19 protein-coding genes are annotated in these 20,006 nt (G+C 69.0%); 11 read left to right on the top strand and 8 right to left on the bottom strand.

Translation table 11 applies throughout. From position 1 onward, the window contains the following. The first annotated feature begins 49 nt into the window (after nucleotides 1-49). From J2851_RS16200 to J2851_RS16180, 5 genes are all read left to right on the top strand, one after another. Nucleotides 50-370: a nucleotidyltransferase domain-containing protein gene (locus J2851_RS16200; protein ID WP_209767418.1), complete on the top strand. Its 321-nt coding sequence runs from the start codon at nucleotides 50-52 to the stop codon at nucleotides 368-370. Further along, nucleotides 360-767, top strand: a complete 408-nt coding sequence (locus tag J2851_RS16195) for a HEPN domain-containing protein (RefSeq protein WP_209767417.1) — start codon at nucleotides 360-362, stop codon at nucleotides 765-767. Before J2851_RS16200 ends, J2851_RS16195 begins: the two co-directional genes overlap by 11 nt. A gap of 48 nt (nucleotides 768-815) precedes the next feature. Next, entirely contained in the window at nucleotides 816-1,337 is a 522-nt protein-coding gene (locus J2851_RS16190; protein WP_209767416.1) for a thioesterase family protein, read from the top strand. Between the two features lie 53 nt (nucleotides 1,338-1,390). Next, nucleotides 1,391-1,903 (top strand): pentapeptide repeat-containing protein, encoded by a 513-nt coding sequence (locus tag J2851_RS16185; protein WP_209767415.1) that lies wholly within the window; start codon nucleotides 1,391-1,393, stop codon nucleotides 1,901-1,903. Nucleotides 1,904-2,022: 119 nt separating this feature from the next. Then, a complete protein-coding gene (locus J2851_RS16180) occupies nucleotides 2,023-3,051 on the top strand; it encodes a GGDEF domain-containing protein (protein WP_209767414.1) in 1,029 nt (342 codons plus the stop codon). A 16-nt stretch (nucleotides 3,052-3,067) separates the two neighbouring features. Here the strand turns inward: J2851_RS16180 and J2851_RS16175 are convergent, their stop codons facing one another. Together J2851_RS16175 and J2851_RS16170 are read right to left on the bottom strand one after the other, a co-directional pair. Further along, nucleotides 3,068-4,165, bottom strand: a complete 1,098-nt coding sequence (locus tag J2851_RS16175; RefSeq protein WP_209767413.1) for an NAD(P)H-dependent flavin oxidoreductase — start codon at nucleotides 4,163-4,165, stop codon at nucleotides 3,068-3,070. A gap of 310 nt (nucleotides 4,166-4,475) precedes the next feature. Next, nucleotides 4,476-6,527, bottom strand: coding sequence for a molybdopterin-containing oxidoreductase family protein (locus tag J2851_RS16170; protein ID WP_209767412.1), 2,052 nt, complete (start codon nucleotides 6,525-6,527; stop codon nucleotides 4,476-4,478). Nucleotides 6,528-6,750: 223 nt separating this feature from the next. Between J2851_RS16170 and J2851_RS16165 the strand changes: the two genes are divergently transcribed. Next, nucleotides 6,751-7,473, top strand: a complete 723-nt coding sequence (locus J2851_RS16165; protein WP_209767411.1) for a substrate-binding periplasmic protein — start codon at nucleotides 6,751-6,753, stop codon at nucleotides 7,471-7,473. Nucleotides 7,474-7,526: 53 nt separating this feature from the next. After that, complete coding sequence (locus tag J2851_RS16160; RefSeq protein WP_209767410.1) at nucleotides 7,527-9,107, top strand: methyl-accepting chemotaxis protein; 1,581 nt, start codon at nucleotides 7,527-7,529, stop codon at nucleotides 9,105-9,107. Nucleotides 9,108-9,122: 15 nt separating this feature from the next. Here J2851_RS16160 and J2851_RS16155 read toward each other — a convergent pair whose 3' ends face one another. The 4 genes from J2851_RS16155 to J2851_RS16140 form a co-directional block, all read right to left on the bottom strand. Continuing rightward, the gene (locus J2851_RS16155) at nucleotides 9,123-9,776 is read right to left on the bottom strand and encodes a glutathione S-transferase family protein (RefSeq protein ID WP_246500706.1); all 654 of its coding nucleotides are present in this window, start codon (nucleotides 9,774-9,776) and stop codon (nucleotides 9,123-9,125) included. A gap of 146 nt (nucleotides 9,777-9,922) precedes the next feature. Continuing rightward, nucleotides 9,923-11,221 (bottom strand): TRAP transporter large permease, encoded by a 1,299-nt coding sequence (locus J2851_RS16150; RefSeq protein ID WP_209767408.1) that lies wholly within the window; start codon nucleotides 11,219-11,221, stop codon nucleotides 9,923-9,925. After that, the gene (locus J2851_RS16145; protein WP_209767407.1) at nucleotides 11,218-11,895 is read right to left on the bottom strand and encodes a TRAP transporter small permease; all 678 of its coding nucleotides are present in this window, start codon (nucleotides 11,893-11,895) and stop codon (nucleotides 11,218-11,220) included. The genes J2851_RS16150 and J2851_RS16145 overlap by 4 nt, the downstream gene beginning before the upstream one ends. A 283-nt stretch (nucleotides 11,896-12,178) precedes the next feature. After that, a complete protein-coding gene (locus J2851_RS16140; protein WP_209767406.1) occupies nucleotides 12,179-13,207 on the bottom strand; it encodes a TRAP transporter substrate-binding protein in 1,029 nt (342 codons plus the stop codon). Nucleotides 13,208-13,373: 166 nt separating this feature from the next. Between J2851_RS16140 and J2851_RS16135 the strand changes: the two genes are divergently transcribed. From J2851_RS16135 to J2851_RS16125, 3 genes are all read left to right on the top strand, one after another. Continuing rightward, entirely contained in the window at nucleotides 13,374-15,407 is a 2,034-nt protein-coding gene (locus J2851_RS16135) for a PAS domain S-box protein (RefSeq protein WP_246500705.1), read from the top strand. Beyond that, entirely contained in the window at nucleotides 15,404-16,006 is a 603-nt protein-coding gene (locus J2851_RS16130) for a response regulator transcription factor (RefSeq protein WP_209767405.1), read from the top strand. The genes J2851_RS16135 and J2851_RS16130 overlap by 4 nt, the downstream gene beginning before the upstream one ends. Nucleotides 16,007-16,121: 115 nt before the next feature. Continuing rightward, a complete protein-coding gene (locus J2851_RS16125) occupies nucleotides 16,122-17,846 on the top strand; it encodes a sensor histidine kinase (RefSeq protein ID WP_209767404.1) in 1,725 nt (574 codons plus the stop codon). Nucleotides 17,847-17,864: 18 nt separating this feature from the next. On the opposite strand, the gene J2851_RS16120 is transcribed toward J2851_RS16125, so the two are convergent. Both J2851_RS16120 and J2851_RS16115 read right to left on the bottom strand, forming a co-directional pair. Beyond that, nucleotides 17,865-18,170, bottom strand: coding sequence for a hypothetical protein (locus tag J2851_RS16120; RefSeq protein WP_209767403.1), 306 nt, complete (start codon nucleotides 18,168-18,170; stop codon nucleotides 17,865-17,867). Nucleotides 18,171-18,593: 423 nt separating this feature from the next. Continuing rightward, nucleotides 18,594-18,839 carry a (2Fe-2S)-binding protein gene (locus J2851_RS16115; RefSeq protein WP_209767402.1) on the bottom strand — a complete coding sequence of 82 codons (246 nt, stop codon included), beginning with the start codon at nucleotides 18,837-18,839 and terminating at the stop codon, nucleotides 18,594-18,596. 217 nt (nucleotides 18,840-19,056) lie between these two features. On the opposite strand from J2851_RS16115, the gene J2851_RS16110 reads away from it, so the two are divergent. Then, complete coding sequence (locus J2851_RS16110; protein WP_209767401.1) at nucleotides 19,057-20,004, top strand: SAM-dependent methyltransferase; 948 nt, start codon at nucleotides 19,057-19,059, stop codon at nucleotides 20,002-20,004. Nucleotides 20,005-20,006 lie beyond the last annotated feature (2 nt).

Below are 20,006 nucleotides of genomic sequence, written 5' to 3'. Positions count from 1 at the left end.
CTCCGCTCCCATGTTATACCCGTGTAGTTGGGGGGAGCGGAGGCATCCCATGGCCGTCGTCGACGAGAAGCTGAAAATCCTGTTGGACCGGATCGTCCCGGCCATGAACCCGGAAGCCGTCTACCTATTCGGCAGCCGGGCGCGCGGCGACTTCCGTGAGGACAGCGACTACGACCTGCTGGTCGTCGTGCCCGACGACACGCCGAAGGAGCGGCGCAGCCTGCGCTATGCCTTCGAGGCCAGCCGCGCAACCCGCGTCCCCGCGGACATCGTGCCGTGCACCCGGACAGGCTTTGAGCGGGCGAAGGACTTGGTGGGCACGTTGAGCTATGAGGCCAGCCATGCGGGAGTGCTGGTGTATGGACATTAAGCACGTTTTAGCATGGCTGGTTGTTGTGGACCGGGACATGGCCAGCATCCGGAACAACCTGTTCGGTCCGGAGCCCACGCCTGCCGTGGCCGCCTACCATTGCCAGCAGGCCGCCGAGAAGCTGGTGAAACTGGTGTTGGTCTCACTCGGCCGGAGTCCGCCCAAAATCCACAACATCGTGGCGCTGGTGGACGACGTTCCGTTGAACCACCCCCTGCGCCCGCTCCTGGTGCCGCTGGAACGATTTACGCCCTTCGGCTTTGCGTACCGGTATCCGGGATCCAGCCCGTTCGACGATCCGGTTGATGAGGTTGGAGGCGACGAGGTCGCCTCCTGGCTCGCGGAAATCCAGGCGGTGCGGGCGGAGGTGGTGGCGTTCCTGGGGCTTGCTCCCTGACGGCGTAGGCCGGTTTGCAAGCGCCCAGCCTTCGCTTATCTTGTTTCCATGAGCGAAGCAGCCCCCACCAGCGGCCCCTTGGACCTGCACCGCGAGACGGTGCGTCCGGAGTGGATCGATTACAACGGCCACATGAACGTGGCCTACTACCTGTTGGCCTTCGACTATGCGACCGACGCGGTGCTGGACCATTTCGGCGTCGGCAAGGCCTACGCGGAAGGGGAGGGAAAGTCGGTGTTCGTGGTCGAGGCACACCTGACCTACGCCCGCGAGGTGACGGAGGGGGACGGGCTGCGCTTCTCCTCGCGCATTCTGGGGGCGGACGGCAAGCGGCTGCACCTGTTCCACGAAATGCACCACGAGGAGGACGGCTTCCTGGCCGCCACCGCGGAATTCATGCTGGTCCATGTCGACCTGACGGAGCGCCGCGCCATTCCCTTCGCGCCGGATACGGCGGATCGGATCGCCCGCACCGCGGCGGATCACGCCCGGTTGCCCCGGCCGCCGCAGGCCGGGAAGGCGGTCGGCCTGCGGCCCGCTTCCCAGGGCCCCGGCGGAAAAACCCCGTAGGCGAACGGCATTCCCGTTTGGCAATTCCCGCGCGCCAACCTATGTCTTGGCGCATGAAGACGACAATTTTCGCCGCCTTCGTGGTTTCGGCCACGCTGTCCGCCACCCTGTTCCTTCCAATCCCCGCATTGGCCGACTGCACCGACCCGGCGCAGGCTAAGGTCACGTGGCGCCGCTGCTATTTCGACGGGCGCGACCTGAGCGGCGCCACACTGTCGGACGCGGTGCTGCGCGACGCGACCTTCCAGCGCGCCAACCTGACCAACGCCGACCTGACCAACGCCGATGCCTATCGGGCCAAGTTCGTCAGCACGACCATGCCGGGGGTGAAGCTGGACGGGGCGCGGCTGATCGAGGCCGACTTCACGCGCGCCGACCTGTCCGGCGCCTCCCTGAAGGAGGCCGACCTGCGCAACGCCAGCCTGGTCAGCACGATCCTGGTGAAGGCCGACTTCACGGGCGCCAAGCTGACGGGCGCCGATCTGCGCCACGCCGACCTGTCGGGGGCAACCTGGGTCGACGGCAAAACTGTCTGCGCGGAGAAATCACTGGGACAGTGCAATTAGCCGCAGAGACAGTAACGCAAATTCAGTTCGTCATATAATTGCTGCGTCCGAAAGTCGCTTGCCCCTGTCTTCGCTGCCGCGATAGAATTTTCACTTGGAATCGGGAAAGGGCTGCGGGCATGGCGGGCATCGAGGATTTCGAAAAGGCGCGCGACCTCGCGGGGCGCGCCATGGACCGCATGCTTGCGGACAAGCTCGCGCCCAATCCGGAGAACTTCACGCTCTGGTATGCCTATTTCGGCGGCCAGCTGCCGGACCTGACGCGGGCCATCGACATCGCCCGGCGCGACGGCATCACCCTGTCTCAGACCCACTGCGACGAGTTGTTCAAGCGCTTCTTCACGCTCGATGCGGAGGCGCAGGCGATCCGGGAGACATCGGAACGCGCGCGCACCGCGCTCGGCCGCATCCTCGACCAGCTGGGCACCGTCGGGTCGGAGACGGACCGCTACGGCCAGGCGCTCGCGGGTTTCCGGGGGGAGCTTGACCAGGCGCTGACCGTGGAGGAACTGCGCGCCATGGTCGCCGCCATCGCTGCGGAGACCACCTCCATCGTGGACCGGCAGGCGCGGCTGCAAGGCCAGCTCCAGGAATCCAGCCAACAGCTGGCGGAGCTGCGCGTCGTGCTGGACACCGCGCGGCGCGAGGCGATGACCGACGGGCTAACCGGGATCGCCAACCGGCGCGCCTTCGACCAGACGCTGGTCGCCGCCGTGGAGAGCGCGCTGAAGGACGGGACCCCGCTGTCGCTGCTGATGGTCGACATCGACCACTTCAAGACCTTCAACGACACCCACGGGCATCTGGTCGGCGACCATGTGCTGAAGCTGGTCGCCAAGGTGCTGACCGAGGGCATCAAGGGGCGCGACACCGTCGCGCGCTACGGCGGCGAGGAGTTCGCCGTCGTCCTGCCGCGGACGGAGCTGACCAACGCCGTCACGCTGGCGGACCAGCTCCGCGCCTCGGTCGGGTCGCGGCACATCGTCAACCGGGCGCGCAACGCCTCCTATGGCTCGGTGACGCTGTCGATCGGCGCGGCGCAGTACCGCACCGGCGAGGAACTGATGGCCCTGCTGCGCCGCGCCGACGAGGCGCTGTACGCGGCCAAGCGCGGCGGCCGCAACCGCGTCGCCGCCGAGGCGCCGTAACCTCAATGCCTTAACCTCAGCCGCCGGACAGGCGGCCGGACAGCGCGCGGATCGCCGCGTCGGTTTCCTCCGCCAGGCGGGCGACGAGGTCCGCCGCGGTCTGGCGCCGCGCCATACCCAGGCCCTGGCCGGCCCACAGCGACAGGAACTCGGCGCGCCCCTGCTGCGCGGCGGCGGTCCGCATCGGGCGGGTCAGCGCGTTCTGGAGCGGGAAGGGCAGGATCTCCTCCTCCGCCACCTCGCGCATGACGCGGTTGACGATGCCGCGCGCCGGGCGGCCGGAGAAGGCGCGCGTGATCCGCGTCTCGTGCGCGCGGGCGGTCAGGATGGCCTGCTTGTAGGCGTCCGGCACGCCGGCCTCGTCGCAGGTCAGGAAGGCGGTGCCCATCTGCACGCCGCAGGCGCCCAACGCCAGCGCCGCCGCGATTCCCCGCCCGTCCATGACGCCGCCCGACGCCAGCACTGGCAGCCGCACCGCATCGACGATCTGTGGCACCAGCGCCATGGTGCCGACCTGGGCCGCGCCGAAGTCCGCAGGCGCATCGCCGATGGCGAAGGTGCCGCGGTGGCCGCCGGCCTCGCCACCCTGGGCGGCGATGGCGTCCATGCCGGCCCGCTCCAGCGCCACCGCCTCTTCGACCGTGGTTGCCGTGCCGACCAGCAGCATGCCGCGCGCCTTGATGGCGGCGATCACCTCAGGGGACGGGATGCCGAAGGTGAAGCTGAAGGCCGCGGCGCCGCAGTCCAGCGCCGCCGCCACCTGGTCCGCGAAGGCGTCGGCGCCGAGCGCCGGCGTGCCGGGGCCCGGCAGGCCGAGTTCGGCGTAGTAGGGCGCCACGCGGTCGAGCGCGGCGGACGCGTCCGCGGGCGGCACCGGCGCCGGCAGCGGGGCGAAGAGGTTGATGCCGAACGGCTTGTCCGTGCGGGCGCGGATCGCCTGTGCCCGTTCGGCGATCTGGGCGGGGGTGAGATAGGCCGCGCCGATGAAGCCGATGCCGCCGGCCTCGCCCACGGCGGCCACGAGGTCCGCCGTGTCGCCGCCGCCCGCCATGGGCGCCTGAACGATGGGGTGGGTCAGGCCCAGCCGCTGGGTCAGGATCGTTTGGACCGGCATGGATTCACCCTCCACGAAGCGTGTGATCGTGCGGGAAGGCTAGGGCGAATCCGCCATCGTGAAAAATGATTTGTTATGATGGAGACGTTCACGCCGGGTGATGGCGTGCCTTGTTCCTTCTCCCCTCTGGCCCCTCGCGCCCGCTTGCGGGCGCTGCCGGCGACAGGCGGCCTCTGGCCGCCGAGAGCGGGAGAAGGTTGGGATGAGGGGGCGGCCGAAGACCGGAAAAGCGCTGCAATGAGGCTGCGTTTCCGCCCTGCGGGCGCCCCCTCACCCTGACCCTCTCCCCGGAGGGGAGAGGGGATTTCGGTCAGGCCGCGCGCAGCCACACGGCGGTGTCGTGGAAGGCCGCGCCGCCGCCGGGCGGGATGGGTTCGGCGGAGGTCAGGGTGTTGACGCCGATGCCTTCGACGAAGGCGGTGTTCGGCCAGATGCCTTCCACGATCACCACGCCGCGCGGGACCCCGGCGAAGGGCTTGGCGTGGACGACCACGCTGCCCTGGCGGTTGCCGACGCGCACCGCGTCGCCCTCGGCCAGCGACAGGCCGGCGGCGTCGTCGGGGTGGATCAGGGCGGAGGGGCGGCCTTCGCGGCGCTGCGACGTGACGGTTTCCGTGAAGCTGGAGTTCAGGAACTGCCGCGCCGGCGCGGTGACGAGGCGGAAGGGGTGCTCCGCGTCGGTCGGACGGCCGGGGATCATGTGGTCCGGCAGTTCCGGCAGCACGTCGTTGCCATAGGGCCCCAGCGCCGCCCAGTCCGGGGCGAAGCGGAAGCGGCCGTCCGGGAAGGCGAAGCCGTTCAGGAAATGCGAGGTCTCGAAGTCCGGCTGGGCGTCGATCCAGCGCTGCTCCGTCAGCGTCGCGGCGTCGCCGAGGCCGGAGGTCTTCAGCATGCTGTCGATGATCTCCAGCGCGGTCATGCCGAAGCCCGGATGCTCGGCGCCGACGCGGCGGGCGATCTCCGAAATGACCCAGTGGTTCTCGCGCGCCTGGTGCTGCGGCTCGATCACCTTGCGGCCGATGAGGATGTGCATCTGCCCGCCGCCGCGGTAGAGGTCGTCGTGTTCCAGGAAGGTCGTTGCCGGGATGACGAGGTCGGCCAGCCGCGCCGTGTCGGTCATGAACTGCTCGTGCACCGCGACGAACAGGTCGTCGCGCAGGAAACCCCGGCGCACCTTGGCGCTGTCCGGGCAGATCACCGCCGGGTTGGTGTTCTGGATCAGCATCGCCGTCACCGGCGGGCCGTCCTTGATGTCCTCCCCGGTCAGCACCGCGCCGATGCGCGACTGGTCGAAGCCGCGCACGGCGCTGTCGAGCCGGTCCAGCCCCTCCGACAGGGTGCGGTCGATCGTGTAGATGCCCGACGAGCAGTAGAGCGCGCCGCCGCCCTTCTGCGTCCAGGCGCCGGTGACCACCGGCAGGCAGGACACCGCGTGCATCTGCGCCGCCCCGTTGTGGGCGCGCGTCAGCCCGTAGCCGAGCCGCAGGTAGCTGCGCTTCGTGCCGCCGTAGAGCCGGGCGAAGGCGACGATCTCCTCCGCCGTCAGGCCGGTGATGGCGGCCGCCCAGTCCGGCGTGCGGGATTCCAGATGCGCTTCCAGCCGCGCCACGTCGGCGGCATAGCGGTCGAGGTAGGTGCGGTCGGCGAAGCCCTCCTTGAAGAGGACGTGCATCACCGCGCAGGCGAGCGCGCCGTCGGTGCCCGGCCGCAGCATCAGGTGCAGGTCCGACACTTCGGCCGTGCCGGTGCGGTAGGGATCGATGGTGACCAGCTTCGCCCCGCGGGCCTTGCGGGCGCGGCTGACGTGGGTCATCACGTTGACCTGCGTCGCCACCGGGTTGCCGCCCCAGTTCACGATCAGGTCGCTGTCGGCCATCTCGCGCGGGTCGGCGCCGCGGATGTCGCCGTGGCCGGCCAGCCAGCCCATGTTGGCCGGCGTGTCGCAGACCGTGCTGATCTGCCGCGAGTATCCCTTGGCGTGGCGCAGCCGCTGGATCGCCCCGCGCTGCACGAGGCCCATGGTGCCGGCGTAGTAGTGGGGCCAGACGGCCTCCGCCCCGTATTGCCGTTCGGCAGCGAGGAAGGCGTCGGCGATGCGGTCCAGCGCCTCGTCCCAGCCGATCTCCTTCCATTGTCCGGCGCCCTTGGGGCCGGTGCGCAGCAAGGGCGTCTTCAGCCGGTCGGGGGAATGCACGCGCTCCGCGTAGCGGCTGACCTTCGCGCAGATGACGCCGGCCGTGTAGCTGTTGGCTGCGGCGCCGCGCACCTTGCCGATGCGGTCGGGGGCCAGTTGTTCCACCTCCAACGCGCAGGTGCTGGGACAGTCGTGCGGGCAGGCGGTCGGCAGAAACGGGGAGGTCACGGGACAAAGCCTCGGCGCTGGGGGCGGGTGGTGAAAGCTTAGGGCGGCGGAACGGCTTTCCGCAATCCCTCGGGATTGTTTAATTTCTGCCACACGGTTTCAACATTGCAGCCCTATCCTTGTGGAGAAGAGTCGAAAAAGGCGATATATTGCGCCGCATGATCGCCTTTTGATTTGTACTCCAACAGACGCACGGGGGGCGGGCGTCGCAAGGGGGTTTTCCATGATCGGTACGGTGCTTCGGGGTGCCCGGCGGGCGCTGGCGGCGGGTGTGTTCGGGGTGGCTTTCGGCTTCGGGATCTCCGGTGCCGCAGCGCAGGCCGTGAAGCTGGGCTATGTGGAATTCCCGCCCTACACCCAGACCGACGGCGGGACCGCCAAGGGGAGCCTGGTGGAGGCCTTCGACAGGGCGGCCAAGGCCGCCGGCATCGCCTACACGGCGGAATCGGCCCCGGCCCGCCGCCTGTTCTCCGGCATCGCGGACGGCGAGTTCCACGTCTTCCTGGGCATCAAGTCGGTCAAGGAGTTCGAGGGCACGACGCTGGTCAGCGCCGCGCCGATCGCGCGCATCGAGCTGAACGCCTACGGCGTGGGCGACGCCCCGGCGGTGAAGGCGAAGGAGGATCTGTCGGGCAAGGCGGTCATCGCGCTGAACGGATATTCCTACGGCGGCTGGCGGGCCTGGATGGACGACCCGGCGAACAAGGTGCAGATCGTCGAGGCGCGCACCGCCGACCAGGCGCTGCAGCTGCTCCAGGCCGGCCGGGCGCCGGTGTTGCTGCAATACAGCCTGCCCATGCAGCAGGCGCTCGGCGGCAAGGCCGCGCCGGAGCTGAAGGCCACGCCGGTGCAGGGGCTCGACGTCTACGTCGTGGTGTCGAAGAAGGCGCCGGACGCCGAGGCGCTGCTCGCCAAGCTGGAGAGCGGGTTCAAGGCGAGCCAGTAAGGGCCGCCCGGGGATGCGCGGTTGACGGCTGTTGGCAAGAGAAGGGGCGGGCCATGACGTTCAATGAAACGGGGAGCCGGACGGGCGGCGGGATGGGGCTGCGGCAGCGCGCCCTGCTGCTGATCGGCGGCGTGCTGCTGGTCTATCAGGCGCTCGCCATCGCCTGGAGCGTGCACGGTTCCACCACCCAGGCGCACGAGACGCTGGCCGCCCGCGCCGAGATGGTCGCCACCCTCCAGGCCCGCGCGGCGGCCATCCCGCTCTACGACCTCGACACCGAGCAGGTGAAGGAGGTCGCCAAGGCTCCGGCCTCCGACCCGGACTTCCTCGGCTCCCTGGTGCGCGACGACAAGGGCAAGCTGGTGGCGGAGGTGGGCGATACCCGCGGCGCCGCCGGCTTCGTCGAGGTGGCGCGGCCCATCGTCGGCGGGCAGGCCGGGCAGAAGAAGGCCATCGGGGAGTTCGTGCTGCGCCTGCGCACCGACCGGGTGGAGGCGCGCGTCGCCAGCGACGCGGTGACGCAGGTGGTGGTCGGCGCCGTCGCCTTCCTGGCGATCATGGCGGCGCTCTACATCGTCGTCTCGGCGATCACCGGGCCGCTGCTGAAGATCACCGCCATGCTCGGTCGGCTGGCGCAAGGCGACTATGCGGTCGCGGTGCCGGCGCTGGAGCGGCGCGACGAGGTCGGCGCGATGGCCCGCACCATCGACATGCTGCGCCAGAACGCCCAGCAGCGCGAGCGGCTGGAGGCGGAAAAGCTCGCCCGCCAGGCGGAGGAGCTGCAGCGCGGCGAGCGGCTGACCCGGCTGGCCGCGGACTTCGACCGCTCCGTCCAGACCACGGTGGGGGAGGCCTCCGCCGCCGCCGCGCAGATGAAGGGGAGCGCCGGCTCCATGCTGGAGGGCGCGCTGCGCGCCGACCAGTGCAACGCCACGGTGGCCGGCGCCGCCGACGAGACCAGCCGCACCGTCCAGACCGCCAGCGCCGCAGCCGAGCAGCTGACCCAGTCCATCCGCTCCATCGCGGAGAGCGTGAAGCAGTCGGTCGCCATCTCCGCCCAGGCGATCGACCGGGCCGACGCCAGCCGCCAGACGGTGGAGGCGCTGGCCGCCGGCGCCGCCAAGATCGGGGAGATCACCAGCCTGATCACCTCCATCGCCGGGCAGACGAACCTGCTGGCGCTGAACGCGACCATCGAGGCCGCACGGGCCGGGGAGGCCGGCAAGGGCTTCGCGGTGGTGGCCAGCGAAGTGAAGAACCTGGCCAGCCAGACCGCCAAGGCGACGGAGGAGATCGCCACCCAGATCGGCGCGATCCAGTCGGTCACCCAGGACACCGTCGGCGCCATCGGCGCCATCACCGAGACCATCGGCCAGCTGTCCCAGCGCTCCTCGGAGATCGCCCGGGCGGTGGAGGAGCAGCTGGAGGCCACCGGCGAGATCGCCGACCGCGTCCGCACCGTGGCCGGCGAGGCGGAGACGGTGACGCGCAGCATCGCCGTCGCCACCGACGCCTCCTCGGAGGTGGCGACCGCCGCGCGGGAGTCGGTGGAGGTCGCGCAGACCCTGCAGGCCCGCTTCGTCGCCCTGCGCGACGAGGTGCAGCGCTTCCTGACCGCGATCAAGGCGGCGTGAGGGCGGGAAAGGTGGTCAGGTGAGGGGCGGCGCGACGTAGCGCTGGAAGCCGGGCCGCTCGGCGACCCGGTCGTACCAGGCGCGAAGCCGCGGGAGGTCCGGCCGGTCCGCCACCTCCACCCCGTACCAGCGGCGCGCGTAGCCGCCGAGGACGATGTCGGCGAGGGTCAAATGGTCGCCTTCCACGAAGGGTCGGCCGTGGGCCAGATGGCCGTCCAGCACGCTCCAGGCCGCGCCCGAGGCCTTCGCCGAAGCGGTGATCGCCGCCATGTCGCGCTTCTCCGGCGGGACGCGCACCATGCCCCAGAACAGGTCGCGCTCGGCCGGCTGCAAGGTCGCCAGCGTCCAATCCAGCCAGCGCTCCACCCGCGCGCGGGGCGCCGCACCGACGGGGTAGAGGCGACCGCCGGCGCCATCGGGGGCCTGCTCGATGTGCTTCAGGGCGAGATAGCGGATGATGGCGTTCGATTCCCACAGGACGACGTCGCCGTCGACCAGGGTCGGCACGCGCCCGTTCGGGTTCATGGCCCGGTATTCGGGCGTGTCCACCTGGCCGAAATGCAGGCCGGCGTCGATGCGTTCGAAGGCGAAGCCAAGCTCCGTGCAGCACCACAGCACCTTCTGCACGTTGACGGAATTCGCGCGGCCCCAGATGCGAAGCGTGTCCAACCCGGTCTCTCCCTGATTTTTGCGCCCGCCGGCCATCGGGCCGGGGTGCTTCGAAGGATCGGGCGATTGTGCGCCGGTAGCGGCAAAAGAAAAACCCTCCGCCACGGGGGCGGAGGGTTGCGGAAAGCGTGGGCTCGCCGGCTCGGCTACATCATGCCGAGCGTGCGCGGCAGCCAGAGCGACAGGATCGGCACGTAGGTGATCAGCACCAGGAAGCCCAGCATCGCCAGCAGCCAGGGCCAGACGGCCACGGTCAGCTCGGTGATGCCCATCTTGGTAATGCCCGACGCGACGTAGAGGTTCAGGCCCACCGGCGGGTGGCACATGCCGACCTCCATGTTCACGACGATCAGGATGCCGAAATGCACCGGGTCGATGCCAAGCTTCACGGCCACCGGGAACAGGATCGGCGCCATGATCAGGACGATCGACGACGGCTCCATGAAGTTGCCGGCCGCCAGAAGCAGGATGTTCGTCACCAGCAGGAATGCGACGACGCCGAAGCCCTGGCCGACGATCCAGTCGGCGATGGTCTGCGGGATGTTCTCCGACGTTAGGACGAAGGAGAAGAGCACCGCGTTGGTGATGATGTAGAGCAGCATCGCCGACATGTTCGCCGACGACAGCAGAACCTTCGGCACGCCCGACAGCGGCATGTCCTTGTAGACGAACACCGCGATGATGAAGGCGTAGACGGCGCTCATCGCCGCGGCCTCGGTCGGGGTGAAGACGCCGGTGTAGATGCCGCCGATGACGATGACGATCAGCAGCAGGCCCCAGATCGCCTCGCGGAAGGCGTGGAAGCGCTGGGCGACCGTCGCCTTTTCCAGCCGCGGGTAGCCGAACTTGCGCGCGCGGTACCAGGTGACGCCGCCGAGCAGGGCCGCCAGCATCAGGCCGGGGATCACGCCCGCCATGAAGAGCTGGCCGACCGAGGCGGAATGGGCGCTGCCGCTGGTGGCGACGGAGTACATCACCATCACGATGGACGGCGGGATCAGGATGCCCAGCGCGCCCGACGTGGTGATGACGCCGGCGCCGAACTGCCGCGGGAAGCCCTGGTTCACCATCGCCGGCAGGATGATGGAGCCGATGGCGACCACCGTCGCCGGGCTGGAGCCCGACACCGCCGCGAACAGCGCGCAGCCCAGCACGCCCGCCAGCCCCAGCCCGCCGTGCCAGTGGCCGACCATGGAGGTGGCGAAATTGATCATGCGGCGCGCCACGCCGCCGTGCGTCAGGAAGTTGCCGGCCAGGATGAAGAACGGGATCGCCATGATCTCGAACTTTTCGATGCCCGTGAACAGCTTCAGCGCCACGGCCTGGATCGGCACCTCCGTCATGGTGAAGAGGAAGGTGAGGACCGTCAGGCCGAGCGAGATCGAGATCGGCATGCCGGTCAGCATCAGGACCAGCAGCAGCCCGAAGATGATGGCGGCGCTCATCGTTTCGTCTCCTTACCCGTACCGTTGGGGCCGGAGTCCTTGGGCCCGTTGTGGTGGGCGCGGTCGTGCGGGTGCAGGTTGTCGTCCATCTCGTACCAGTTGACGTCCTGCGCCGCCCGCTGCGGGTCGGTCTTGTCCTCCTCCAGACCCTCCACATGGCCGTGGTCGTGGTGGGGCAGCTCGCCGGTGCGGATGAAGCTCCAGGTCACCTGCAGGAAGCGGAAGCACATCAGGTAGGAGCCGAGCGGGATCGCCAGGTAGATCATCCACATCGGCCATTCCAGGTCGGCCGAGGTCTGGTCGGTGTCCGCCATGTGCCAGACGAAGTTGGCGCCCAGCGTGCCGACCACGCCGGTGAACAGCGCGCCGGCCAGCAGGCCGAAGACGATGAACTTGGCGCGGACGGGCGTGTCCAGCTTGTTGATCAGGACGTCCACGCCGACGTGGATGCCCGTGCGCACGCCGTAGGCGGCGCCGAACTTGGCCATCCACACGAACATGTAGATGCACAGCTCCTGCGCCCAGGCGAAGTTCCAGTGCAGGACGTAGTCTTGGATCACCGGCACGCCGGAGGCGTAGCGGTGCACGACGGCGACGAAGATGATCAGCGTCGCCGCGGCCATGAGGGTGGCGATCAACACCTCCTCAAGCCGGTCGAGCAGTTTCATGAGCATGGCGGTGGCTCCGGCGCGCATAGAAAAAGAGCGCCCTCGCGTAGCGGGTGGGGTCGGTTGTTTCCGGCCTTCGCCCTCATTCGTCATCCCCGCGAAGGCTCTCAGCGGACCTTCGGTCCGCTTGACGCCGTCAGCGCTGGCTCTGCCAGCGTGAGAGGCGGGGATCCAGGGCATTTCGAGGACTTCCCGTGTTGCCCTGGATCCCCGCCTTCGCGGGGATGACGGTGGAAAATGCTGGCGGGAACCCTTATCGCGAAAGGGACGAGGGTTCCCGACCGTGTCGTTACATCTTGAAGCCGGCGGCTTCGGCTTCCTTGTAGATCTGCTGGATCAGATCCTTGCCGACGCGGGACTCGGCGTCCTTGTGGACCGGCAACAGGGCCTTCACCCAGGCCGCGCGCTCGTCCTTGGTCTGCTCGTGGAAGGTGGTCTTGCCCGACGCCTTCATGGCGGTCATCGCGCCGTCGTTCTCCGCCTGGGCGATGTCGTTGGCGAAGGTGGTGGCGTCCTTCATCGCGCCTTCCAGCGTCGTGCGGACGTCGGCCGGCAGGCCGTCCCAGAACTTCTTGTTCACGATGACCGCATAGCCGAGATAGCCGTGCTCGGTCAGCGTGGCGTGCTTCTGCACCTCGTGCATCTTCTGGGTGTACATGTTCGACGGCGGGTTCTCCGTGCCGTCGACGACGCCGGTCTGAAGGGCTTGGTACACCTCGGAGAAGGCCATCACCTGCGGCAGGGCGCCGAGCGCGCGCATCTGGGCGTCCAGAACCTTGGAGGACTGGATGCGCATCTTCTGGCCCTTCATGTCCTCCGGCTTGATGAGCGGCTTGTTGGCGCTCATGATCTTGAAGCCGTTGTCCCAGTAGGCGAGGCCGATGATGCCCTTGCTTTCCAGCTTCTGGAACAGCTGCTTGCCGATCGGGCCCTCGGTCACGCGGCGCAGGACTTCCTTGTTCGGGAAGATGTAGGGCAGGTCGAAGACCTCGAACTCCTTGGCGCCCAGCGGGCCGAACTTGGCGAGCGACGGCGCCAGCATCTGGACGGCGCCGAGCTGGAGGGCCTCAAGCTCCTCCTTGTCCTTGTAGAGCTGGCTGTTCGGGTAGACCTCGACCTTGACCTTGCCGCCGGTGCGCTGCTCCGCCAGTTCCTTGAACTTCTCCGCACCCTTGCCCTTCGGCGTCTCGGGGGCGACGACGTGGCTGAACTTGATGACGATCTGGTCCTGGGCGTAGGCCTTGCCCGACAGGGCGACCGGAGAGGCCATCAGGCAGCCGACCGCCGCGGCGGCGCTCAGCAGCTTCACGAGCTTCATAAGGGACGTCCTCCACTGATTTTGTTGGGCGGCCATCGTTCAGGCCGCAGATTGTCGATATCTTGAGCGGACGACATTGTTCGATAATTTCGAGCCGGGCCGCTATTGTGGAAATCCGTATCCGGAAGGATGAGCCTTCGGAACCGCAGCACAGCGTCGTCCCACCATGAGCCTGAGCGTCAACGGCACCGCCGTCAGCAAATTTTTTTCCGGCACCGGCCTCGGCCACCGCGGCCCGATGCAGGCCATGCCGGTCGTCGCCATGGTGCTGGTGGTCCTGCTGCTCGGCGTCTTCCTCTGGCTCCTGCACCGGAGCGAGCGGGAGGAGGAGACCCTCACCCTCATCAAGGACATCCTGTGGGTGGAGCAGAACCTCCATTTCCAGCTGACGTCCGACGAGGAGAAGCTTCAGCATCTGGCCGAGACGCTGGGGCGGGAGGACACCGATCCCGCCCGCTTCGCCGCCATGGCCCGCTACGTCGTCACCGCCAACCCGGCGATCCAGCGGGTGGTCCGCCTGGACGCGCAAGGGCGGCCGCTGCTGTCGGAACCGCCGGTCGAGGACGACCCCACCCAGGACGACGCCTTCGGCCCCAGCCCGCGCGCCGACGCCTTCCTGATCGCCCAGTCCTCCGGCCGGCGCGCCTATTCCGCGCCCTACCGGCTGGAGGGCACGGACAGCGCCTTCGAGATCGTGATCCCGGTCTTCAAGGGACAGGAGTTCGCCGGAGCGCTGGCCGGCGTGCTGTCCATCGACGCGATGCTGACCCACCATGTCCCGTGGTGGTTCGCCCAGCGCTACCAGCTGGAGGTCGTGGACCCCTATGGCGCGGTGCTCGGGGCCAAGTCCCGCATCGACGTGCCGGAGCCGCGGCACAGCCACACCGTCGCCTTCGACCCGCCCGGCCATGGCCTGATGCTGGTCGCGACCGTGCACCAGTCCGGCGGGAACGTCGGGCGCAACATCCTGGTGTCGGCGATCTTCGCCCTGACCGCCTCGGCGCTGTGGAGCCTGTGGGCGGTGCGGCGCCACATCGACCGGCGCATCCGGGCCGAGGAGGCGTTGCGCGCCGAGCACGCCTTCCGCAAGGCCATGGAGGACAGCCTGACGGTGGGCATGCGCGCCCGCGACCTGGAGGGGCGGATCATCTACGTGAACCCGGCCTTCTGCCGCATGGTCGGCTGGACGGCGGAGGAACTGGTGGGCAGCGGCCCGGTCATGCCCTACTGGCTGCCGGAGGACCGGGAGCACACGGAGGAGGTGTTCCGCGCCGTCCTGGCCGGCAACGCCCCGCCGAACGGCTTCGAGCTGCGATTCCGCCGCTCCAACGGGGAGCGTTTCGACGCGCTGATCTACGAGGCGCCGCTGATCGACGCCCGGGGGCGGCACACCGGCTGGATGGGATCGGTGCTCGACATCACCGAGCGCAAGCGCGCGGAGGAGCTGGCCCGCCGCCAGCAGGAGCGGCTGCAGCACACCGCCCGCCTGATCACCATGGGCGAGATGGCCTCCACCCTGGCGCACGAGCTGAACCAGCCGCTGTCGGCCATCGCCAGCTATTGCACGGGCTGCCTGAACCGGCTGCGCGCCGGCAGCATCCAGCCGGACGAGCTGGCGACGGCGCTCGACAAGCTGTCGGCCCAGGCCCGGCGCGCCGGGCAGATCATCCGCCGCATCCACGACTTCGTGCGCAAGAGCGAGCCCAACGTCGCGCCCTGCTGCCTGGTCGGGGTGGTGGAGGACTGCGTGGCGCTGATGGAGGCCGACGCCAAGCAGCAGGGCGTGCGGCTGGTGCTGGAGACGGACGGCGCCATCCCCGCGGTGGCCGGCGACCGCATCCTGTTGCAGCAGGTGGTGACCAACCTGATGCGCAACGGGATCGAGGCCATGGCGGGCAGCCGGCCGGAGGAGCGGGTCCTGTCCATCTCCGTGCAAGTTGCCTCTCAGGCTGGGGACGGCGCGGTGATCACGCGCATCCGCGACCGCGGTTGTGGAATTTCGCCGGAAAATGCGGAAAAACTGTTCTCGCCGTTCTTCACCACCAAGACCGAGGGCATGGGCATGGGCCTGAACATCTGCCGGTCCATCATCGAGCACCACCAGGGCCGCCTGTGGTTCGAGCCCGCCCCTGGGGGAGTTGCCGGCGGCGGCACCGCCTTCGTCTTTTCCCTGCCTGCAGGCGGACCTGTCGGATCATGAGCGAGCCGAAGCTGCACATCGTCGATGACGACGAGGCGATCCGCGACGCGCTGGGCTGGCTGTTCCAGTCGCGCAACGTGCCCGTCGCCGTCTGGCCCTCGGCCGAAGCCTTTCTGGCGGACTACGCGCCGGACCTCGCCGGTTGCCTGCTGCTGGACATCCGCATGGACGGGATGAGCGGGCTGGAGCTGTTCGACCGTCTCCGCGACCTGGGCTGCCGCATGCCCGTGCTGTTCCTGACCGGCCACGGCGATGTGCCGAAGGCGGTGTCGGCCCTGAAGAAGGGCGCCCGCGATTTCGTGGAGAAGCCGTTCAACGACAACGACCTGGTCGACCGGGTCATCGAGGCGATGGCCTTCGACGCCGACCAGCGGGAGCGTGAGGCGGGGCAGGCGGGCGTCGCCGCGCGGCTCGCCTCGCTGACCCAGCGCGAGCGGCAGGTGATGGACCTCGTCATCGCCGGGAAGCTGAACAAGGTCATCGCCGACGACCTGGGAATCAGCATGCGAACGGTGGAGGTCCACCGCGCCCACGTCTTCGAGAAGATGGGGGTCAAGACGGCGGTGGAGCTGGCCCGGATCCTCGCCGCCGTGGGCTGAGCGCGCCCGTTTCGCCGTTGGGCCGAGAGTCCGGCTTGACAGGGAGCGTCGCCACACGGACGAATCGTGACGGGGGCCCGCGCAAAGGGCGTCCGCGATCTTGCCGGAGACACCGTTGCGCCTGCCGTCTTCGACCTTGGGGCTGGGGCTTGCCACCATCACCCCGCTCCTGCTGTTCCTGGTGATCGTGGTGTGGATCCTCGATCACAAGCAGCAGGAGGAGCTTGAGACGGAGTTGCGCGGCCACGCCCGCTCGCTCTCGCTGGCCATCGACCGCGAGTTGGTCAGCCAGGCCCGTCCGCTGGAACTGCTGGCGGCGCTCGGGCGCCGTTCGATCGACGACCTGCCCACGCTGCAGGCGGAGGCGATCGAGGCGGTGCAGAACCAGCCGGGCTGGCTGGCCGCCGGGCTGGTCGAGGCGGACACGCTCACCTTCCTGTTCCACACGCAGTTTCCGCTGGGCGCCGATCTTCCGCCGCCGCGCCTGGACCCGGTGACGCGCCGCGTCGTGGAGACCCGGAAGACGGTGGTCGGCGGTGTCCTGCCGCCCGGCGGCCCGCCGGGGCGGCCGGCGTTGATCATCCGCTCCCCGATCCTGGGATCGGCCGCGATCCGCCACGTCTTCTCGCTGGCGGTCGGGCTGGACAGCCTTGACGCGGTGGTCCGCGCCGCGGGGCTGCCGTCGTCCTGGACGGTGGCGGCCATCGATCCGGCGCTGATCATCGCCGCGCGTTCGCGCGAGCCGGAGCTGTATGTGGGCCAGCGCGTGACCCCGTCGCTGGAGGAGATGCTGACCCGCAACCGGCAGGGGCTGTATCCGCTGGTCACCAAGGACGGCCAGCTCGTCTATTCGGTCATCCACCGCTCGGCCGAGACGGGGTGGGCGGTCGCGCTGGGCGTGCCGGCGGCGCAGGTGCGCGGCAAGCTGGTGCAGAGTCGCTGGACCATCACCGCCGGCGGCCTCGTCGCCTGCATGGCCACGCTGGTGCTCGGCCTCGTGGTGACGCGCGACTACCACCGCCGACGCAAGGCCGAAAGCGACGCCCGCGCGGCGCGCGAGGCCATGCTGGTGGAGCAGCGCCGCCACCTGGAGGCGGAAAAGGACCACGCGGAGGCGGCCAACCGCGCCAAGTCGGAGTTCCTGGCCAACATGAGCCACGAGCTGCGCACGCCGCTGAACGCCATCATCGGCTTCAGCGAAGCGCTGATGAGCGGGCTGTTCGGGCCGTGCCCGCCCAAGCATGGCGAATACATCGCCAGCATCCATGCCTCCGGCCAGCATCTGCTGACGCTCGTCAACGACGTGCTGGACATGGCGAAGATCGAATCCGGGCGGCTCGACCTGCACCGCGAGCCGGTGACGGTGGGAACGCTGGTGATGGAATGCCTGGAACTGGTCGAAGCGCTGGCCGACCGCAAGGGGATCACGGTGAAGGCGGGGGCGGTGCCGCCGGATCTGGTCGTCGACGCCGACAGCCTGCGCCTGCGCCAGTCGGTGCTGAACATCCTGTCGAACGCCATCAAGTTCACGCCGGAAGGCGGAACCATCCGCACCGACGCGCGCCGCGACGCCGACGGCGCCGTGGCCCTGTTCATCACCGACAGCGGAATCGGCATGACGGAGGAAGAGGTCAGCATCGCCATGCAGCCGTTCCGCCAGATCAACAATTACATGACGAAGTCGCAGTCGGGCACCGGGCTGGGGCTGCCGCTCGCCAAGCGTTTCGTCGAGGCGCACGGCGGCCGGCTGGAGGTGCGCAGCCGACCGGGGGAGGGCACGACGGTGGTCATCACGCTGCCCGCCGAACCGCTCCCCGCCGGGATGTCGCTGGTGGAGTAAAAAGGGTGCGCGCCGCGGTCAGGCGGCGGCGCGCTTGAGACGGGCCTCGGCGGCGTCGAGGCTGGCGACCAGCTCCTCGATCGCCTGGTCGGCCATGGCGCGGGCGAAGGGCCAGGCGTCGTCGGTCGCGAGGTGCGCGGCCTCGATCCGGCCGGTCACGCGGTTCAGCAGGCCCCGCAGGGCGTCGAGCGTACGTTCCATGTCTTCCCGGTCCGGCTGGGTCCGGCGCTCGACCAGGCTGCGCAGCCGGTCGAGCCGGTCCGTGGCGTGGAAGAGAAGATCACGGCACAACGTATCGTGGGCTTGCCGTTGACGGCAGCTCATGGATGGATCCCCCTTTGGATCTCTTCGGTGTTGATCGGCCGGCAGCAGGGTGTCGGGCGTTCAATGAACCTGTGCTTTGCACAATGCTTGCTGTCGCGATGGTGCATTGCAACAGGTTGTGCGCTGCGCTGCCAAAAAGAAAACCGACCGGGTTGTCCTGCATATACAACGCAAGACGTGCCCGGTTCCCGAAGTTTGATTATTTCATCAAGCGTCCCTGTTTTCGGGCGGTTGGGTCCGGCCCGGAATTCAGCTTTTGTTGTGTTTGGTTGGTGGTGCGGTTCTGCCGCATTCGGGACGGTTCGTCAACCAAACCATTTGCATAGAACAGGGACGCATTGTCGCAGCCGAAAGTACGGCTGTGTCCCCACAAGACTCAGGGCAAGACTCCGGGCAGGATTCCGGAAGGGGTGACCGGGCGGGTTACTCCGCCGCGACGCCGTACGGATAGGCGTCGGCGTTCGCCGGCTCCGGCGTGCAGGTGGTGGCGCACGCGCCGCACTGGCGGCTGCGGTGATCCTGGGCCATTTCCCGCATCAGGGGCACGCATTTGCCGCACTGAACCTGGCAGCCATGGTGGCGGAAGATGGAAGCCGGCGTGTGCGCGCCGGTGTCGAGGGCCTTGGAGACCTGCTTGTCGTTCAACGCGTGGCAGATGCAAACGTACATGAGCCCTCGTCATCGCTGTGATCCGCGACCGTGCCGTAAGGGGGCCGGGGATGCGCTGGTTCGCGTGAATTGGTGTAGTGCGACTGAGAATGATTGTCAAATGATCCAGGTCACAGGTCCAGTGATTCTCACGGGGTGTGGCGCGGTGTCGCAGGGGTACGCCGGGCGGGTGCGGACTTCGCTTGCATTCCGGCCGCGGGAGCGGTAGCCCCTGCGCATGACTGACGCAGCGCACTCCACGACTCCGGGGCACGAGCCCCTGGGGCAGACCATCTATCTGGCGCCCGAGGGCTTCGTGCAGGACCTCGTGGCGGAGCTGGGCGACGTGTCGGCGGTGGAGGACCGGCTGGTCTTCGCGCCCGGCCCGGCGCGGCCGGCCGCCTGGGCGCAAAACATCTGGTATGACCCGGTGAAAATCGAGATCGCCTCGATCAAGGACGGGGCGCGGGCGCTGCGCGGGATTCAGCGCAATTGGGCGCTCTGGTCGCTGCGCCACCACCGCCGGGCCAACCTGATCCAGGAGAACCTGCCGCACGTCTCGGCGAAGCCGGTCGTGTTCCCCTCCGCGCTGCCGACGGCGCCGCTGGGGTCCTGGACGCTGCTGGATGAGAACACCATCGTCGCGGCGGCGCGCTGCTCCAGCCCGTACCGCCACGGCGAGGTCGCCTTCGTCGAGAACCGGACGGCCCCGCCCAACCGCGCCTATTTGAAGCTGTGGGAAGCCCTGACGCTGTTCGGGGAGCAGCCCGGCCCCGGCGACCGCTGCATCGACCTGGGCGCCTGTCCCGGCGGTTGGACCTGGGTGCTGCACGAGCTGGGCGCCAGCGTGGTCAGCGTGGACAAGGCGCCGCTCGACCCCGCCATCGCCGCCCTGCCGCGCGTGGAGTTCCGCCAGGAGAGCGCCTTCGGCCTGAAGCCGCAGGACGTCGGCCCGGTGGACTGGCTGTGCTGCGACGTCATCTGCTACCCGACGCGGCTGCTGCGTCTGGTGCAGCAGTGGATGGACAGTGGGCTCGCCAAGCGCTTCATCTGCACGCTGAAGTTTCAGGCCGAGACCGACCACGAGACCGCCCGCGCCTTCGCCGCGATCCCCGGCGGCCGGGTGCTGCACCTGTCGCACAACAAGCACGAGCTGACGTGGATGTGGCCGGCGGCTCCTTTGTGACG

This window comes from Azospirillum rugosum, from assembly GCF_017876155.1.
GTDB classification, from domain to species: Bacteria; Pseudomonadota; Alphaproteobacteria; order Azospirillales; family Azospirillaceae; genus Azospirillum; species Azospirillum rugosum.
Note: the sequence above shows the minus strand (reverse complement) of the source record. Positions and strands in the feature narration are given on the sequence as shown.

Excerpts from the sequence above, each read along its gene's own strand:
- J2851_RS16135 (WP_246500705.1), top strand. The coding sequence starts at position 13,374 with ATGAGCCTGAGCGTCAACGGCACCGCCGTCAGCAAATTTTTTTCCGGC.
- J2851_RS16110 (WP_209767401.1), top strand. The coding sequence starts at position 19,057 with ATGACTGACGCAGCGCACTCCACGACTCCGGGGCACGAGCCCCTGGGG.
- J2851_RS16160 (WP_209767410.1), top strand. The coding sequence starts at position 7,527 with ATGACGTTCAATGAAACGGGGAGCCGGACGGGCGGCGGGATGGGGCTG.
- J2851_RS16200 (WP_209767418.1), top strand. The coding sequence starts at position 50 with ATGGCCGTCGTCGACGAGAAGCTGAAAATCCTGTTGGACCGGATCGTC.
- J2851_RS16115 (WP_209767402.1), bottom strand. The coding sequence starts at position 18,839 with ATGTACGTTTGCATCTGCCACGCGTTGAACGACAAGCAGGTCTCCAAG.
- J2851_RS16150 (WP_209767408.1), bottom strand. The coding sequence starts at position 11,221 with ATGAGCGCCGCCATCATCTTCGGGCTGCTGCTGGTCCTGATGCTGACC.
- J2851_RS16165 (WP_209767411.1), top strand. The coding sequence starts at position 6,751 with ATGATCGGTACGGTGCTTCGGGGTGCCCGGCGGGCGCTGGCGGCGGGT.
- J2851_RS16140 (WP_209767406.1), bottom strand. The coding sequence starts at position 13,207 with ATGAAGCTCGTGAAGCTGCTGAGCGCCGCCGCGGCGGTCGGCTGCCTG.
- J2851_RS16145 (WP_209767407.1), bottom strand. The coding sequence starts at position 11,895 with ATGCTCATGAAACTGCTCGACCGGCTTGAGGAGGTGTTGATCGCCACC.
- J2851_RS16180 (WP_209767414.1), top strand. The coding sequence starts at position 2,023 with ATGGCGGGCATCGAGGATTTCGAAAAGGCGCGCGACCTCGCGGGGCGC.
- J2851_RS16195 (WP_209767417.1), top strand. The coding sequence starts at position 360 with ATGGACATTAAGCACGTTTTAGCATGGCTGGTTGTTGTGGACCGGGAC.
- J2851_RS16190 (WP_209767416.1), top strand. The coding sequence starts at position 816 with ATGAGCGAAGCAGCCCCCACCAGCGGCCCCTTGGACCTGCACCGCGAG.
- J2851_RS16130 (WP_209767405.1), top strand. The coding sequence starts at position 15,404 with ATGAGCGAGCCGAAGCTGCACATCGTCGATGACGACGAGGCGATCCGC.
- J2851_RS16120 (WP_209767403.1), bottom strand. The coding sequence starts at position 18,170 with ATGAGCTGCCGTCAACGGCAAGCCCACGATACGTTGTGCCGTGATCTT.
- J2851_RS16185 (WP_209767415.1), top strand. The coding sequence starts at position 1,391 with ATGAAGACGACAATTTTCGCCGCCTTCGTGGTTTCGGCCACGCTGTCC.
- J2851_RS16175 (WP_209767413.1), bottom strand. The coding sequence starts at position 4,165 with ATGCCGGTCCAAACGATCCTGACCCAGCGGCTGGGCCTGACCCACCCC.